The following is a 15,709-nucleotide window of genomic DNA, read 5'->3' as shown; positions in this document are numbered from 1 at the left end:
CTTTGTATAGGAGCAAGAAATATTTATATTCGTCCAAACAAAACATAAAATATGGGCAAGTACAAGGTCGTTATAGTAGATGATGATGAGGTTTCTCTGGAGAGGTTAAGCTTTGAACTGAAGAAAGATACCCGTTTTTCTTTGGAAGGTATTGCGCGTAATGGTAAGAAAGGGAAGAAGCTGATAACGAAGATACAGCCTGATTTGCTGTTTTTGGATGTGGAGATGCCGGACATGACGGGGCTGGATTTGTTGCGAGAGATGCGCGATTGCGTGGCATGGAATATGCGGGTTGTATTTTATACGGCATATGATAAGTATATGATACAAGCTATTCGGGAAGCAGCATTCGACTATCTGTTAAAGCCTTTTGGGGAACAGGAACTGAAAGATATTTTAACACGTTTTGTTGAGCAAACTAAGACCGGGCAGCGGATGGTATTGCCGATAGGAAGTCCTGCGCACAGCGGGCAGACTTTCATTGTTTTTACTCCGACTAATGATATGCGTGCTCTGCGTCCGGCTGAGATTGGTTTCTTCCGCTATTCTTCCGACCGTAAGCAATGGGAAGTGATATTGAGTAACCAGCCGCCTCTGACTTTACGCCGTGGCATGACAGCTGAACAAATTACATTGTATTCACCATATTTTGTACAGATACATCAATCGTATATCATCAATATTGATTATTTAATGCTCATAAGAGATAATAAGTGTATCTTATATCCGCCTTTTGACAAGATCACCGAACTGCTTGTATCAAAAAAATATAAGAAAGAATTACAAGATCGTTTCTGCTTGTGAAAGTAGACCAATAACTGGTTTGGGAAGTTAATATCGCAATTACTCTAACGATATTAACACATAAAAAAAGGGTGTTGAAAACTCAGCACCCTTTTTATTTATTTTGAAATACTACGATTCTCACATTTATCTGAAGTGAATATTACTTCACTTCGATACCTTTGTTCTGTAACGTAACGTTTAAAACTTTGGCATAATCAGAATATTGTTTTTCGCTCAAAGTCTTTTTCATCAGTTTCAGGTTACCGTAAACTGCGTTACGCAGCAACTTTTCCTGATCCTTCTTTGAATTTGTGGCACGTGCCATTTGTTCATTGAAGTATTCGCAGATGTTTGTAACTTCTTCCTTTTGGTTAGCGGACAAATTCAGATACTTGCCTAATTTGTTTACGTTGATGTTACCTTCCCATTTTGCAGTTGTAGGTTGGTTACCTGCTGCAAATGCACTGACAGTCAAACATACTGCTACCATTAATGTTAATCCTAAACGTTTCATAATACCTACTTTTTAATTGTTATACCTAAAAACTAATCTAATAATAAATCTAATACCTACTGAAAACAATTGTAAGCGCTTAGCTTTTTCTTTTTACCTGTGCAAATATAGAAAGGTGTTATATAACATAAAAATGAAAAGAGGAAAAAGTGTAGGTTATACCTTCATTTCTTGATTTATATCAATTTTGCCCTATGAAAAAGATAGGATTATGCTTTTATTGTAATATGAATGTAATGTGAGATGAGCTGTATTCTTCAATCTGATATTATTATTGTTGTTTTGTTGTCAAAAGGATATGTTGCTGTTTGCCCGACAAAAGCAGATGGAGCTCTTGACTGATATCTTCTACGATTTCTTTGGTGGCATATGATAAGCATTCTGCCATATTGTCGAGGCAGGCTTGATTGGCCTCATATGAATAGCAGTATCGACGACTTTTGCGGGGATGTTTGTATCGGGTGTGATAGGTCTTGTCTAAGAGACAGTTTTCCCGGAATGAAAGCCGGATGACAATGGACAATTCGGTTTCCGCTGGTTGGTAACGGTAGTTGGGGAGTGAAACATAGTCACCTTCAAACCATATAAAACTGCTCTCTTTCAGTACTACTCCGCCAACGGTCTTGTTCTGTCTGATTTTTACTTCCAGGCGGTAGACTGAATCTGCGGGTACGCGATTGTCTTTATTATCTGCAAGATGGAAACAAGTGCTGCTGTTGCATTCTGTTAGTAGGGCATCCGTGAGGAATTCACGATATAGTTGGCTCAACGAATGTTCTCCCAGGTGGGTGCGAAACTTGTTTTTCTCAAAATTGAATATAAAAAGAGGAACGGCAAATCCTCCTTTCTTTTTAATAGTGGTATAATAATCTATATTTGAATAATCGATGAAGTCAAGGTAAACCGTATCTTTTTTCTTTCCTGAATATTCGGAAGAAGTCAGTTCATAGAATAGGTAGCTACGCATCCCGTTGATTTCTTTCTGCATACTGCGCGAACTCCGGCAGGAGCAAAGAAGGAGGATTGATAGTAAATAGAACAGGTACTTCATATTCAGTGGGGTTAGTATTTTGGCCATGTCTTCTCCGGCAAATCCATTCTATATTCTATTCCGGAGCAGACTCCGACAAAGCCCAGTCCACCTTTTACGTTATTTGGCAAGCTGATGGGTTCCATCAATGATTCATCGTAGTCGTCATCGCCCAGTGCATTCAGTGCCCTCAGATAGCGGTAGCCGATTTCGGGAAGGCTGAGCAGGCGGACGGTAACGGTATGCTTACGATGTACTTTGCCGTAGTAGACCTCTGCTGCATAAAAGTCATCGAAAAGCCTTGTATATACTTTTAGTGTTACGGAAGAATTACTGAAGCGGTTGTCAGTGAATATATTGTATTTGTTTTTGATGGTGGGGAACATTCCATTTTCTTCATCGTCATAGCTGGTTGGATGTCCGTCGGTCAGTATGACGTCTTCACGGTTGATAATTTCAGTATGACGTTCGATGATGACGGTATCTTCGTAATGATAGCTTATATCATTCAGAATCTCCAACCGATAGTAATTCTTTTCGTTAGGGCTATCCTGCAAGGTGACTTTGAACTGGCGGTAAGGTTTCTGTCCGTTATATTCCCGTAAGTAAGAAAGGCAGGTATCCACCTGCAGGCTCTCTACCGGATGGGGGACGGTTACTTCTGAGCTGACATGGTAGTGACCGTTCTCTGCCATGGCTTCTAAGCGAATGTTATCACCGGGATGTAAGGCGGTAGTGAGACGGAATTTCTCTTCCGGGGTTATTGCTTGGAGTGACTCGGTAAGCCTATCGTTTACGTAGAGCGAAAGGGTTGCCTCTTTCACACTGCCTATGGCGTTTCCCTCGCTTAAATGCAGATATACATAATTTTCGGTCTGTCCGGCATCAAGCATGGCATTCATAATGAGTTGTGGCTCTTGGTTTACGGGATTATATGGTATCTCGTTTTCGCAAGCTGCCAGAATAGCAGTGATGGCTATATATAGGATTATTCTTGCTTTCATATTCAGAACTTCTGTTAGAATCTGTAAGTATAGGTGACAGATGGAATACAAGGTAATATCGTTATTTTTTTTATGACGGTTTTCTTAGTTTTCTGGTCAGTTCCATTTCTTTGTTCGCTATATACCAAATTGGGGTTCATGGCATTATATACATTATAAATGCTGATGTTCCAAGTGCGCATACCATGTTTGGTCTTCTTGTTGAAGTTGATGCCCATATTCAGACGATGGCTGACAGGCAGACGATAATTGTTGCGATAGGAGATGTAGCCGGTTTCCTCGATAGAGCCGTCGGGCTTTATGACGATGGTTTCCCGTTCGGGAATAGTGATACACCCGCCGGTGTTGAATATCCACGAAGCCCCTATATCAATGCGATTGTTGAATTTATGGTTGAGGCAAAGGCTGATATTATGACGGCGGTCGTATTTGTAGGGAAACCATTCGCCTTGGCTGATGGTTCCGTTTTCGAAGCGGTGGTCGGTTTTGGATAAGGTATATGCCAACCATCCGGTTGTCTTGCCTGATGTTTTCTGAACCATGAACTCCAATCCGAAAGAACGTCCTTTGCCTACTTCTACTTTTTCCTCCCAATTGGTGGAACTGCCAAAGAAAGATACTCCCTCTTGATATTCCAATATATTACGCATTTGTTTATAATATCCTTCTATGGAGAATTCCCAACCGGGCAGTCCGTCATAATATCCTCCGAGTGAATATTGGTTTGAATACATCGGTTTGATATTCTTTGTGATAGGAACCCAAAGATCTGTCGGCATAGAGAATGGAGTGGATGACAGCATATGTACATATTGTGCCATACATGAGTAGGATGCTTTGGTAGAGAACCCTTGCCCGAAATCGTACCGTGCCGAGAACCGGGGCTGTACTGAGAAATAATTCTTGCCTTGCGTATGGAATAGCGATAGCCTGAGGCCTGCATTTATGCTGAAATGATTGTTCAGGTTGAAATTATCTTCACCATAGACTGACAGCTCCTGCCCGTGTAATACGTCATTGTTCTTGTTTTGATAGACAGTGTCTTGTTGGACGGTTCCGTTATCGATATCCTGCACTTGCGAGGTGGTTGTTTCCGGGCGGAACGTATGGTAGATATACTCTGTTCCGAACTTGATGTGGTGTTCGGGTAAGGGAGTATAATCAAAGTCCATACGTGCGCTCCAGTCGCGGATACCCGATTTGAAAACGGATGAATAGGAGTGCCGGTCTTGCAGCCGGTCATTGTATTTGTGTGCGTCCTCTATGTCCTGATTCAGTTTCATCCGGTAGTTATTGTATGAGACGGTTGTGTTGCAGAACAGTTGGTTACTGAAAACATAATTCCAACGGCCGAAAGCAATGGTGTTACCCCAGTTCAGGTGATTGTCGTCTCTGTAAAAATTCTGGTTGTTATGTCCGTTCTGATTGTTGTTGTTCCGATAGTCATAATGAAAGTGGTCTTTTCCCTTGTAGAATCCGAGGAATAGGCGGCTGCGGTCATTGAATTTATGGTTTATCTTGGCATTGATATCATAGAAGTAGTAATTGTATTTGTCGGTGTCATAATCATCTTTCGTAACGGTAAGGTTTTTGAGAAAAACAGTGTGTGTACCTCGTGCACTGATGCTGAAAGCGGTATGTCCTTTCCTGATAGGACCTTCTATGTGCAGCTTGTCGGTAAGTGTACCCACGCTCAAAGTACCATGATAACGGTACGTATCTCCGTCGTTGGTGCGTACGTCTACAATGGAAGAAAGACGGCCGCCGTAGCGGGCGGGAAAGGAGCTTTTGAAAAGTGTTACGTTCTTTACAGCTTCAGGAGTAAAAACAGAGAAGACGCCCAACATATGGTCGGCGTTGTACACAGGGATACCGTCCAGCAATACTAAATTCTGGTCAGGACCACCACCGCGTACGTACATACCCGAAAAGCCTTCCATTCCGGCTTGTACGCCGGGCATCAGCTGGATTGTCTTCAATAAGTCAGCCTCTCCGAGTATTGCAGGCGTATGTTTGATTTGTGTCATGGGGATATTGTGCGCTCCCATGGCGGTACTTTGAAGACCCGCTTCCTGTCTGTCCGAAAGCACCACTACTTCTGCCAGCCGGTTATTGCTTGCCAAGTGAATATTGAGTACCGTATCTTTTGTCAGTTCAAAATTGGAATGCTGTGTGTCATAGCCAAGATAGGAGAAAATCAACTCTACCGCCCCCTCTGGCAGCGTAAGTGTATAAAAGCCGAAAGGATTGGTAGCAGTACCTGTGGAACGACGACTCTCAAGGATATTGGCACCAATCAGCGTCTCGGAAGACGCTCCGTCAGTCACATATCCGCTGATAGTGAACTTTCGGCTTACGGCTTTTTGCGGCACAGGCCGCTTATACAATAGAATATGTTTACCGGATATTTCAAATCTTACAGGCTCATTCTCAAAAGCGCGTTGCAATATCTTGCCGATGGTTTGCGACTTGGCTTCCAGAGTGATACGCCGGGTTAGTTTCACATCTTCTCCGTATATAAAGGAAAACCCTGTCGTTTTCTCCAGTTGTCTGACGAAATCTTCCAATGTGGCATTATGAAAGCTAAGGCTTAGGCGGGTCTCTTTGGTTTGCGCATGGAGCGGGTTGCTTAAAAGAACCACACACACCAGAAGTAAAATTCCGGTGTGGTGGTGTGAACCGATGGTAAGAATTCTCATTAGATTAGTTAAGTTTAGTAATTACTATTGTATCGTTAGATTCTTTATATTGAAAGCTGCCGGCTTCTTTCAGCAGGTCGAGAATTTCTGTCAGCTCTTCACCGGGACCAAACGTTGCAGTCATTCGATAATTCTTTAAACTGTCATTATCAATCCGGATAACTTTATGGAATGTCTTCGAAAGTTGAAGAACGATTTCCTCCAATGGCTGTTGACTGAAGACCATCGCCTCTCTTTGTCTTACCGGTGCTACGGACCGGCTCTCTGTGGCGATTGCGGCAGGTGGTGTCGGTTCAAAAGATAAGGCATGATAAGCGGCCCAACTTGCCACGCATAGCAAGACTACTGCGGCGGCACTTGCTGTGCGTAGCCAGAACCTTCTTCTTATGCGTCGGGCAAATAATCTGCTTTCCAATATCTTCCAACTGCTTTCTGCCGAGAACCGTCCTCGGGGTGAGCGGGTGGAGGAGATTAGCTTCTCTAATACTTTTTCAAAATTCTCGTTGCTTACTTTCATCTTTTCTTATTTGACGACCAACTTTAATGTTAGCTGTGATTGCTTTACCTCTTTGTTTTTTGGAGTACAGATTATATATATTTTTTCGGAGCGTTTTATCTGTTTAGGATAAATACGGATGCGGGCGGTAGTTGATTTCTTTTTGGCCGGGATAATAATTCGGGTATCCACCAACTTGAATATTGGCTTTGCTCCGGGTTTCCGATTGCCCTTTAGTGTTACTTCTCTGTCTTTTTGGCTTTTTTCAATAGCAATGATTTTAATATCAATATCCTGCTCTTCTACCTGGCGATTAACGGTGTAACTCTCTATCGTTTTGTCGAAACCGATATATTCTTTGGGATAGTCACCGTGATTGTTTTCACATCCGCTCAGACCCAACAGGGCAAACAGTATACCTGCTCCAATTGTAAATAGGCTTTTCATAACTCTCTTTCATTTGTTTTTTAGTTTTCATAAGTAAAGACAGCTCTTTTTTGAAAACTCCCTATGCCTATCTCTTTTTTTTTCGATGTTTTTTGTTCGGGGCTATCGAAGCAGGGATTCTTTTAGACGTGTGAGTGCTTTTTGCAGTTGTGCATCTACGGTCTTCACGCTGATGCCTAACTCTTCGGCTACTTGGGCGTAACTCTGTTTCTCTTCACGCACACGGATAAATACTTCACGGCAACGTTCCGGCAGCCGGTCGAGGGCTTTGACATAACGGGCAAAAAGTTCATCACTGATAAGTGTGTCTTCGGGAGAGTCTGCAAGTTCGACCGGTTCCGGCAGGTGTTCGGCAGATTGGGCGGTATATCTCGATTCCTTCTCCAGATAGTTGAGGGCGGCGTTTTTAGTAAGAATGAAGCAATAATCTTCGATGCTGTTTACTTCAGGAAGTTTCTTGCGTTGTTCCCAAAGGCGCATAAAGACATCCAGTACGATTTCTTGTGCTCCGTCTTTGTGTTTGACATAGTAATAAGCGATACGGAAAAGACGGTCGTAAGTCAACTCATAGAATCCCCGGAAGGCTTGTTCCGAGTTTTCATCTTTCATTTGACGCAAGTATCGTCTGACTTCTTGTTCGGTCATATTACTTTATTCTTCTACAAACATTAAATCACTCATGATGCCGTCTGATACGAAGATACCTTTACGGGTGAGGCGGAGACGGTCGTTATGCATTCCCAGTTTTCCGCTATTTAGGTGCGGAAGCGCCATATCCATACAGTATTTCCATAATTCTTTGCCGAAATTCTGTTCTATTTCATTCAGCGACAATCCCCATTGAGTACGGATGGAGGTCATGATACATTCATTGTAACGGGTGACCAGGTCTAAATATTCACTTTCAAACCGGCGATGGTTATTTTCAATAGAGTGTATATAATCTTCTAATGAAGATACGTTCCATTCGCGGGTATCTGTATTGAATGAATGGGCGGAAGGACCGCAACCCAAATAAGGAACCCCTCTCCAGTAAGACGTATTATGGCGGGAGTACATAGCCGAACGGCAGAAGTTGGATATTTCATAATGTTCGTAACCGGCGCTTCCAAGTGTGTCTATCAGGGTGGAGAAGAAGCGGACACTGCTTTCTTCGTCTACTTCGCGGATGCGGTGGGTTTGCAGTAGTTCGTAGATGCGGGTTCCTTCTTCGTAGGTCAGGTGGTAGGCAGAGATATGTTCGACATTAAGGATGACTGCTTGCTGTAAATCACTTTTCCACCGTTTGTCTGTCTCACCGGGCAGGCCGTAAATCAAGTCGATACTGATATTGTTGAAACCGGCACGTCGGCAATGGTGTACGGCATTAACGGCTTGTGCTGCATTGTGGCGGCGGTTCAGTAGCTTCAGGGTAGAATCGTCAAAAGTTTGTATTCCCATGCTGATACGGTTGAAAGGCAGCTGCCGCAGCATAGTGACGTATTCTTCCGTTAAGTCATCGGGGTTGGCCTCGAGGGTAATTTCTTGGCAATGCTCCATTCCGTAATACTCCTGAATAGTTTTAAATACTTCCCGAAAATCCTCCTCCGCAAGTTGTGAGGGAGTGCCGCCGCCAAAGTAGATGGTTTCGACAGGTTCTCCCCGCAGGTATTCCTTCCGCATTCGCAGTTCCTTGCACAAGGCATGGATATAGCGGCTTTTCAGTTCGCTACGGGTAGTGGAGTAGAAATCGCAGTAGATGCAGCGTGTCTTGCAAAAAGGGATATGGATGTAGATACCTGCCATGGCGCTGTAAATTGGTTGGGGCGCAAAGATACGATTTTTTCTATTGCAGATTGAGTGATTTTATTTCTTTGCTTGTATTTAATACTAAAATGGATATTGAAATGCGGAAGGACTGTGTTTTTTCCTTATATTTGTAGCGTTGTCATGGCAACGGAATCCAATTTACATTGTATGAAAAGCATAACACTAAGATATATAGTAGCACTTTTTGTTCTGTTAATTTCTTATGCTCCTTACGCGCAGACATCTATATTCCGTGGCCTGTCCGTCACTGAAGGGCTTTCTGATTTGGTGGTCAATGCACTGTATAAAGATTCGATAGGGTATGTATGGATTGGTACGGGAACTTCATTAGAACGGTTTGATGGTGTGCATTTGAAGCGCTATCCTATCTCCGGCAATAATGAGAAACTGAAACGTGTCACTGCAATTGCCGAGACGGAAGGTAACCAGATATGGATGGGGAATGGCATGGGTTTGTGGCGTGTGAATCACGAGAGACGTGAGTTGGATGCCATTGCTGCCGAAACTATCAGATGCGGTGTCCGCTCTTTGTTGGCTGACGGTAGAGGCACGCTTTATATCGGCAGCGAGGCGGGGCTGTTTATTTATCGGAAAGGACAACTGGAACGAATCCTGATAGACCCCAATGTGCTTTCTGCCGCCAATACCATTAATGGGTTGAATCTCGATGATAACGGAGTTTTATGGATGGCTACATCAAGCGGGCTTTACTCGCTGGAACTGAAAAACAAGAGAATCATCCCTTATCATTTTATAGTGGATGATAAGCATATTTGCTCTTATACCAATATCGCCCGTATCGGGTCAGTTGTTTATTTGGGTACGATGGGGCAGGGGATTGCTTGTTTCGATACTCGTACGCATAAGTTCGGCTCTTATTTGGATGTAGGTTGTAATGTAATATCTTCCCTTTCCAGTGATGGAAAGGATTTACTGTATGTGGGTACGGACGGTAACGGGGTACATTTTATTTCTACAAAACAGAAGAAGATAGTACGTTCCTTCCAGCACGAAGTAGGGAAGGGCGGCAGCTTGCGTTCCAATTCGGTTTATTCTTTGCTGGTGGACAGAAACGGGCTGATTTGGGTAGGATTCTATCAACTGGGTCTGGATTATACACTTTATCAAAGCGAGCTGTTCCGTACTTATAGTTATCCGCCTTATTTTGATACTAAGGATATGCCTGTGCGTACAATCACTTTTCAGGGCAGTGAAAAACTGATAGGTTCTCGTGACGGTTTGTACTTTATTGACGAACAACGGGGAAGATACGCCAGTTTCAGTGCTCCGCAATTGCGTTCCAGCATGATAATTTGTAGTTATGCTTTTCAAGGGAAATATTATATAGGGACTTATGGCGGAGGAATGTATGTACTGAATCCTGCCACATTATCCATTAGCGATTTTGAACCCCGTATGGTGCAACCTTTCGTTAAAGGGCAGATATTCTGTATTAAATCTGATGTGGATGGTTGTTTGTGGATAGGGACTTCAGTCGGTTTATTCCGTTACAAGGATGGCAAAATGTTGAATCACTACAATAGCGCCAATTCCAAATTGCCTGAGGGGAATGTATATGAAATTTATTTTGATTCTACGCACAAAGGTTGGATTTGTACGGAGAATGGCATGTGTATTTGGGACCCCTCTTCCGAGAGCCTGAAGGTGGATGCCTTTCCGGAGGGCTTTATCCACAAAGAGAAAATCCGTACCGTGTTTGAGGATTCCGCACACCAGCTTTATTTCCTTCCGGATAAAGGGCCTATGTATATATCCGATTTGTCAATGAACCATTTCCGGCATTTGCAGCCTAAGACCTTGCTTGAAGGTAAGGACTTTATGTTCATGATAGAAGATAATGAGGGGTGGCTGTGGATTGGAACCAGTAACGGACTTTATCGGTATGATAAGAAAGACACTTTTATTCTTTACCATTTCATAGACGGTATTCCCAGTCCTATTTTTATATTTTGTCTGCCGGTTAAGGATGAACAAGGACGCATCTGGATGGGAAATTCAAAAGGGCTGATTTACATGAATCCTCAAGACGAGAGTAAACTTCTGCAGCACAATCGCCCTTTAATGATTACGGATGTTTTTGTTAATGGCAAACATCCGGTTGCACCTTCTTTGAATAAAGAAAAGTTGCGGGTTGAGTTGGAAAGTTCGCAAAACAACCTGACTATTTGTTTCTCTGCCCTGAATTTTACCGATCCCAGTTATATGTCTTATGAATGCAAGTTGGAGGGCAAAGAAGAGGAGTGGCAGATGCTTATGGGACGGTCGGACATAACTTATTACGACTTGGCGTCCGGAGATTATTGCTTTAAAGTGCGTCGTGTTGGTGTGGCAGGCTCGGAAATCAGTATGGTGGTACATATAGACTATCCGGTTATGGCTTGGATTGCAGGAATAGCCATCTTGGTTATCCTATTGTTCTCGAGTCTCTTTTATTTCTATAAGAGGAAAGAGAAGTCTAAGAAAACTGTTGCGCCTGTGCTCATTGCCGAGGTGGAACCAAAAGCGGTTGTTACGGAAGAAAAATATAAGACCAACAAAATTAGCCTTGAAGAATGCGAGCGTCTCACCGAGAAGCTGGAAAATGTGATGCATGGTGAGAAGGCTTATACAAATCCGGATTTGAAGATTGCCGATTTAGCGGCTATGATAGGTACATCCGCACATACTTTGTCTTATCTTTTCAATCAGCATCTGAACCGTAATTATTATGATTACATCAATGATTATCGTATTGCCGAATTCAAACATCTGATTGAGAGAGAGGAATATTCCAAATATACTCTTAGTGCGCTGGCCGAACTTTGCGGTTTTAGCTCCCGTGCTTCTTTCTTCCGTTACTTCAAAAAAGCTACGGGCATTACTCCCAATGAATATATTCGCAGCATTGGAAAAACAAACGAGTAACGGCTAAAATAGGCTTCAGAGTCTCAAATTATTAGTTGATACTGGGAGTCTCAAATTCTTAAATATCTGTTTTATTGTATTTTATGTACTCTTTAGTCTAATAGGATTAAGCGAGATTTATTAACCACAGTAGAATGTTGTTATCTGTTTATGTATCTATATCTTTGCTTTCGTAAAACAAACGTAAACCCAAAAATCTGAGATATGGAAAACAGTACACTGACAACTTCTCAATTAATAGCTGACTCTTATGTAGGCTATCATCGCCAAGTTTACCTGTATATATTACATAAGGTAAATAGCCAAGAAGAAGCTGAAGATTTATCACAAGATGTATTCCTGCGATTAATGGAGTACAAGCAAATGCTTCGTCCCGATACAGTAAAGTTTTTTATTTATACCATTTCACGCAATTTGGTAAATGACTATTTGCGCCGTTATTATAAGAAGCAGGAAATATCTTCTTATATGTATGATCATGCAGAAACTTGTACAAGTGATACGGAAAGTCGGGTTATCTCTAATGATTTGGCAGCTTTGGAGCAACGTAAACTTAGCGTTCTTCCCGCTCAACGCAGAAAGATTTATACGATGAGCCGTTTTGAAGACAAGTCGATAGCGGATATATCTTCCGAGTTGAATCTTTCGCACCGTACGGTGGAAAATCATCTGCGTATCGGACGTCATGAGATCCGCGAATATATCAGGCAATGTATCTAATAGAATATAGTATATCAACGAGAATGTTAATTTTAAATTATAGATGTATGAAAAATGATTTCTTGAAATTTTCATCGAGAAAGCTTTTCTTTTCAGTCATGTTGGCTGCGGCTTTGCTGACCGGGGTTTCATTACCGGTATTTGCCGGGACTTTAGAAATGCAGTCCGTTATGCAGTCGGGAACGGTGAAAGGACTGGTTGTTGACGCAGCAGGTGAGTCCGTGATTGGTGCAAGTGTACTTGAAAAAGGTACCACGAATGGGGTGATAACGGATATTGACGGTAACTTTACTCTTAATGTATCTTCTCCCAATGCTGTTGTAGTTATCTCTTATATAGGTTATAAAACAGTAGAAATCCCGGCATCGGACACCAAAGCTTTTCAGAAAATAGTGATGCGTGAAGATTCTGAAGTATTGGCAGAAGTGGTGGTTGTGGGTTACGGGTCTCAGAAGAAAGAGACGCTGACGGGTGCTGTAACAGTGGTTGATGATAAGATGCTGAAAGATAAGGGGGCGCTTTCCAGTCCTGCGCAAGCATTGCAAGGTCAGGTGCCCGGTGTGGTAATTACCCGTACTTCGGCAGCACCGGGTGATGAAAGTTGGAACATGAAGTTGCGCGGTTCATTTTCCAAGAATAATTCTGATCCGTTGGTGATTATAGACGGAGTGGAATCGGAGTCATTCAGCCAGTTGAATCCGGCGGATATCGAGTCTATTAACTTCTTGAAAGATGCTTCTGCCGCCATTTATGGTAGTAAGGCAGCCGGTGGCGTAATCCTTATTCAAACCAAGAAGGCAAAGGCAGGTAAAGCAAAAGTAGAGTATGGCGGTTCGGTAACTGCAAAGTTTGTCGGACTCCAACCGGAATTGATGAATCTGGATCAATGGTGTAATGCCGTTACTCAAGCCCGTCTGAATGACGGTTATAAGCCTGCCGATGACACTTGGTTGCAGTACGCAGCTTTGGCTCAGGCGAATAAGGGATACTATATTGATTTGGATAATACACAGAACCCGTTTAATAATGCCTTTACTGATGTTGCGGACTTTGTATTTTTCGATACGGACTGGCAGAATATCCTGTGGGGAACAGCAATGTCCACGTCTCACGAACTGAGTGTGTCGGGTGGCGGTGAGAAGACTACTTATCGCTTGTCCGGTCGCTATATGTACGATGACAGTAATTTGAAGTGGGGTAATAATAATAACCAACGCTATAACTTACGCCTGAACAATACATTCCATGTGACGGATAAGTTTGATATAGAGTCTGTCCTTTCATTCTTCCGCCAAGCTCAGGTAGCGCCTACTCAGGTTGGTTCGGCATTGACGGCTTCTACCCAGCAGCCCGGTTTCCCTTCGTCTACTACGGATGGAAAGCCTTATGCTTGGGGTACATGGGGAGCTCCCAACTGGTATTGTGAATTAGGTGGCGACAATAAGCTGAGGGTTACAGGCGTCAACATCAGTGAGATGTTCAAATATACCTTCAACGAACATTTTAATGCAGTGGCCACCTTTGGCTATAATACCAATAATGCTACGCGAGACATACAGAGAACCTCTATTGACTGGTATAACTATGCCGGAACTAAAAAAGTAATGACTAATCCTCAACAGGAAGAAAGTAATTATATTAAGAGTAACAGCCAAACAGACCTCTATACTATTAATGCCTATGCCAATTGGAGCCAAACTTTGGCAGACAAGCATGATGTTGCAGTGATGTTGGGTACGCAGTACAGCTTTAAGGAGTATGATTATACCACTACCAAAGCTAAAAACATTTTGCCTTCATTAGATATTATCAATGGTATCGGAGAAGTGACTTTGGTAAATGACAACAATAAAGGACCGGAGAAATGGCAAGAAGCACTGCTCTCTTATTTTGCCCGTGTCAACTACGATTATCTTTCCAAATATTTGTTGGAAGGTAACTTCCGTTATGACGGTTCTTCCAAGTTCCAACCCGAAAATCGTTGGGCGTTTTTCTGGGGTGTATCGGCCGGCTGGCGTTTGAGCGAAGAAACTCTCATTAAGAATTTGAATATCTTTGATGATTTGAAGTTGCGTGTATCTTATGGTACGGTGGGTAATCAGGGAGGAATCGACCGTTATGATGGTATTCAGCTTTATAACTTCAACCAGAACAAGGGCGCTTTGATTGGTGGTGAAAAGATTTCATATATTGATACGAACGGCAAGTTGCTGAGTATGGACCGTGAATGGGAAACTATTCAGAATTATAATGTCGGCCTTGATTTCGGTTTGTTCGGTAATCGGTTAAAAGGTACGGCGGAACTCTTCTGGAAAGTCTGTGAGAATATGTTGATTGATGTGTCTTACCCTGCAACGTTGGGTGACAAGGCGCCTACCGCCAATGTGGGTGGCTTTAAGGCAAACGGTTTTGAAGGAAACCTCAATTGGTCGGATAAAATAGGTGAAGTGGGTTATAGCATCGGTGGAACATTCACTTATACTACGAACAAACTTACTGACAATGGCGGAGGCGTAACGATTACCGATGGAGTACGTTCCGACCGCGAAGGATATCCGTTGAATTCCGTATTCGGTTTGAAGTATGTAGGTAAAATACAGAATGACGAACAATTGGAGAAATACCTTTACCGTTATACCGGCAATAATACGATTGATATGCCAACCAACCTTCGTTTAGGCGACAATATGTATGAGGATGTGAATGGCGACGGCAAGCTGACTGAAGAGGATTACGTCTTTTTAGGGACGGACGACCCGAAAATCTCTTTCTCCTTCAATGGCGGATTGGAATGGAAAGGCTTTGATTTCTCTGTTGTATTTCAAGGTGTGGGTATGCGTTCCATTTGGCGTACGGGCAGCTCCAATAAGAGTAATGATGCATGGCGTATTCCTGTGATGAAGCCTCACTTGAATTCTCCGAACTTTTCGGTAGGTGATGTATGGTCGCCGGAAAATCCGGGGGCTTATTACCCTACTTATACTAATGTTGATCAGATAAATACTTATAACTACCGTTGTTCTTCTTGGTCGGTAGAGAATGGTAACTACTTGCGTTTGAAGAATATATCTTTAGGATATACTTTCCCGGCCAAATGGCTGGAGAAAACTAAATTCCTGACTTATGCACGTGTTTATGTAACGGGAGCCGATTTATGGGAAACCAGTAAGATTCGTGACGGCTGGGACCCGGAAGCTTCGCGTACTGTGACTGCATACGGCCGTTATCCATTTACCCGCAGTGTGACGTTCGGCTTAAACTTAACTTTCTAAAAACAGA

12 protein-coding genes are annotated in these 15,709 nt (G+C 42.7%); 4 read left to right on the top strand and 8 right to left on the bottom strand.

The genetic code is table 11. The annotated features are described in order from the left end of the window. Nucleotides 1-51: 51 nt before the first annotated feature. Nucleotides 52-804: a LytR/AlgR family response regulator transcription factor gene (locus tag DW121_RS06900; protein ID WP_118323367.1), complete on the top strand. Its 753-nt coding sequence runs from the start codon at nucleotides 52-54 to the stop codon at nucleotides 802-804. A gap of 142 nt (nucleotides 805-946) precedes the next feature. Here the strand turns inward: DW121_RS06900 and DW121_RS06895 are convergent, their stop codons facing one another. The 8 genes from DW121_RS06895 to hemW all read right to left on the bottom strand — a co-directional run bounded on the left by DW121_RS06895 (nucleotide 947) and on the right by hemW (nucleotide 8,761). Beyond that, nucleotides 947-1,300 carry a hypothetical protein gene (locus DW121_RS06895; protein WP_117712060.1) on the bottom strand — a complete coding sequence of 118 codons (354 nt, stop codon included), beginning with the start codon at nucleotides 1,298-1,300 and terminating at the stop codon, nucleotides 947-949. Between the two features lie 271 nt (nucleotides 1,301-1,571). Beyond that, nucleotides 1,572-2,378 (bottom strand): hypothetical protein, encoded by an 807-nt coding sequence (locus DW121_RS06890; protein WP_233555783.1) that lies wholly within the window; start codon nucleotides 2,376-2,378, stop codon nucleotides 1,572-1,574. Beyond that, entirely contained in the window at nucleotides 2,363-3,334 is a 972-nt protein-coding gene (locus DW121_RS06885; protein WP_118323366.1) for a DUF4249 domain-containing protein, read from the bottom strand. The genes DW121_RS06890 and DW121_RS06885 overlap by 16 nt, the downstream gene beginning before the upstream one ends. Before the next feature lie 14 nt (nucleotides 3,335-3,348). Then, entirely contained in the window at nucleotides 3,349-6,033 is a 2,685-nt protein-coding gene (locus DW121_RS06880; protein ID WP_117712056.1) for a TonB-dependent receptor domain-containing protein, read from the bottom strand. Nucleotides 6,034-6,037: 4 nt separating this feature from the next. Continuing rightward, nucleotides 6,038-6,550 (bottom strand): FecR family protein, encoded by a 513-nt coding sequence (locus tag DW121_RS06875; protein ID WP_118323365.1) that lies wholly within the window; start codon nucleotides 6,548-6,550, stop codon nucleotides 6,038-6,040. Nucleotides 6,551-6,556: 6 nt separating this feature from the next. Next, nucleotides 6,557-6,976 (bottom strand): hypothetical protein, encoded by a 420-nt coding sequence (locus DW121_RS06870; RefSeq protein ID WP_117712053.1) that lies wholly within the window; start codon nucleotides 6,974-6,976, stop codon nucleotides 6,557-6,559. Between the two features lie 102 nt (nucleotides 6,977-7,078). Further along, nucleotides 7,079-7,621, bottom strand: a complete 543-nt coding sequence (locus DW121_RS06865) for an RNA polymerase sigma-70 factor (protein WP_117712051.1) — start codon at nucleotides 7,619-7,621, stop codon at nucleotides 7,079-7,081. Nucleotides 7,622-7,627: 6 nt separating this feature from the next. Further along, nucleotides 7,628-8,761 (bottom strand): radical SAM family heme chaperone HemW, encoded by a 1,134-nt coding sequence (gene hemW / locus DW121_RS06860; RefSeq protein WP_117712050.1) that lies wholly within the window; start codon nucleotides 8,759-8,761, stop codon nucleotides 7,628-7,630. Nucleotides 8,762-8,932: 171 nt separating this feature from the next. Here hemW and DW121_RS06855 point away from each other — a divergent pair, with 171 nt between their 5' ends. The 3 genes from DW121_RS06855 (at nucleotide 8,933) to DW121_RS06845 (ending at nucleotide 15,702) form a co-directional block, all read left to right on the top strand. Further along, a complete protein-coding gene (locus tag DW121_RS06855) occupies nucleotides 8,933-11,710 on the top strand; it encodes a two-component regulator propeller domain-containing protein (protein WP_118323424.1) in 2,778 nt (925 codons plus the stop codon). A 204-nt stretch (nucleotides 11,711-11,914) separates the two neighbouring features. Further along, entirely contained in the window at nucleotides 11,915-12,430 is a 516-nt protein-coding gene (locus tag DW121_RS06850) for a sigma-70 family RNA polymerase sigma factor (RefSeq protein ID WP_118323364.1), read from the top strand. A gap of 47 nt (nucleotides 12,431-12,477) precedes the next feature. Then, nucleotides 12,478-15,702 carry a SusC/RagA family TonB-linked outer membrane protein gene (locus DW121_RS06845; protein ID WP_187120012.1) on the top strand — a complete coding sequence of 1,075 codons (3,225 nt, stop codon included), beginning with the start codon at nucleotides 12,478-12,480 and terminating at the stop codon, nucleotides 15,700-15,702. Nucleotides 15,703-15,709: the final 7 nt, after the last annotated feature.

Origin of the sequence: Bacteroides sp. AM10-21B (genome assembly GCF_003472565.1) — a bacterium.
Lineage (GTDB): Bacteria > Bacteroidota > Bacteroidia > Bacteroidales > Bacteroidaceae > Bacteroides > Bacteroides propionicigenes.
The sequence above is the reverse complement of the archived record's forward strand: the minus strand, read 5'-3'. Positions and strand labels throughout refer to the sequence as shown.

Excerpts from the sequence above, each read along its gene's own strand:
- DW121_RS06900 (WP_118323367.1), top strand. The coding sequence starts at position 52 with ATGGGCAAGTACAAGGTCGTTATAGTAGATGATGATGAGGTTTCTCTG.
- DW121_RS06895 (WP_117712060.1), bottom strand. The coding sequence starts at position 1,300 with ATGAAACGTTTAGGATTAACATTAATGGTAGCAGTATGTTTGACTGTC.
- DW121_RS06890 (WP_233555783.1), bottom strand. The coding sequence starts at position 2,378 with ATGGCCAAAATACTAACCCCACTGAATATGAAGTACCTGTTCTATTTA.
- DW121_RS06885 (WP_118323366.1), bottom strand. The coding sequence starts at position 3,334 with ATGAAAGCAAGAATAATCCTATATATAGCCATCACTGCTATTCTGGCA.
- DW121_RS06880 (WP_117712056.1), bottom strand. The coding sequence starts at position 6,033 with ATGAGAATTCTTACCATCGGTTCACACCACCACACCGGAATTTTACTT.
- DW121_RS06875 (WP_118323365.1), bottom strand. The coding sequence starts at position 6,550 with ATGAAAGTAAGCAACGAGAATTTTGAAAAAGTATTAGAGAAGCTAATC.
- DW121_RS06870 (WP_117712053.1), bottom strand. The coding sequence starts at position 6,976 with ATGAAAAGCCTATTTACAATTGGAGCAGGTATACTGTTTGCCCTGTTG.
- DW121_RS06865 (WP_117712051.1), bottom strand. The coding sequence starts at position 7,621 with ATGACCGAACAAGAAGTCAGACGATACTTGCGTCAAATGAAAGATGAA.
- hemW (WP_117712050.1), bottom strand. The coding sequence starts at position 8,761 with ATGGCAGGTATCTACATCCATATCCCTTTTTGCAAGACACGCTGCATC.
- DW121_RS06855 (WP_118323424.1), top strand. The coding sequence starts at position 8,933 with ATGAAAAGCATAACACTAAGATATATAGTAGCACTTTTTGTTCTGTTA.
- DW121_RS06850 (WP_118323364.1), top strand. The coding sequence starts at position 11,915 with ATGGAAAACAGTACACTGACAACTTCTCAATTAATAGCTGACTCTTAT.
- DW121_RS06845 (WP_187120012.1), top strand. The coding sequence starts at position 12,478 with ATGAAAAATGATTTCTTGAAATTTTCATCGAGAAAGCTTTTCTTTTCA.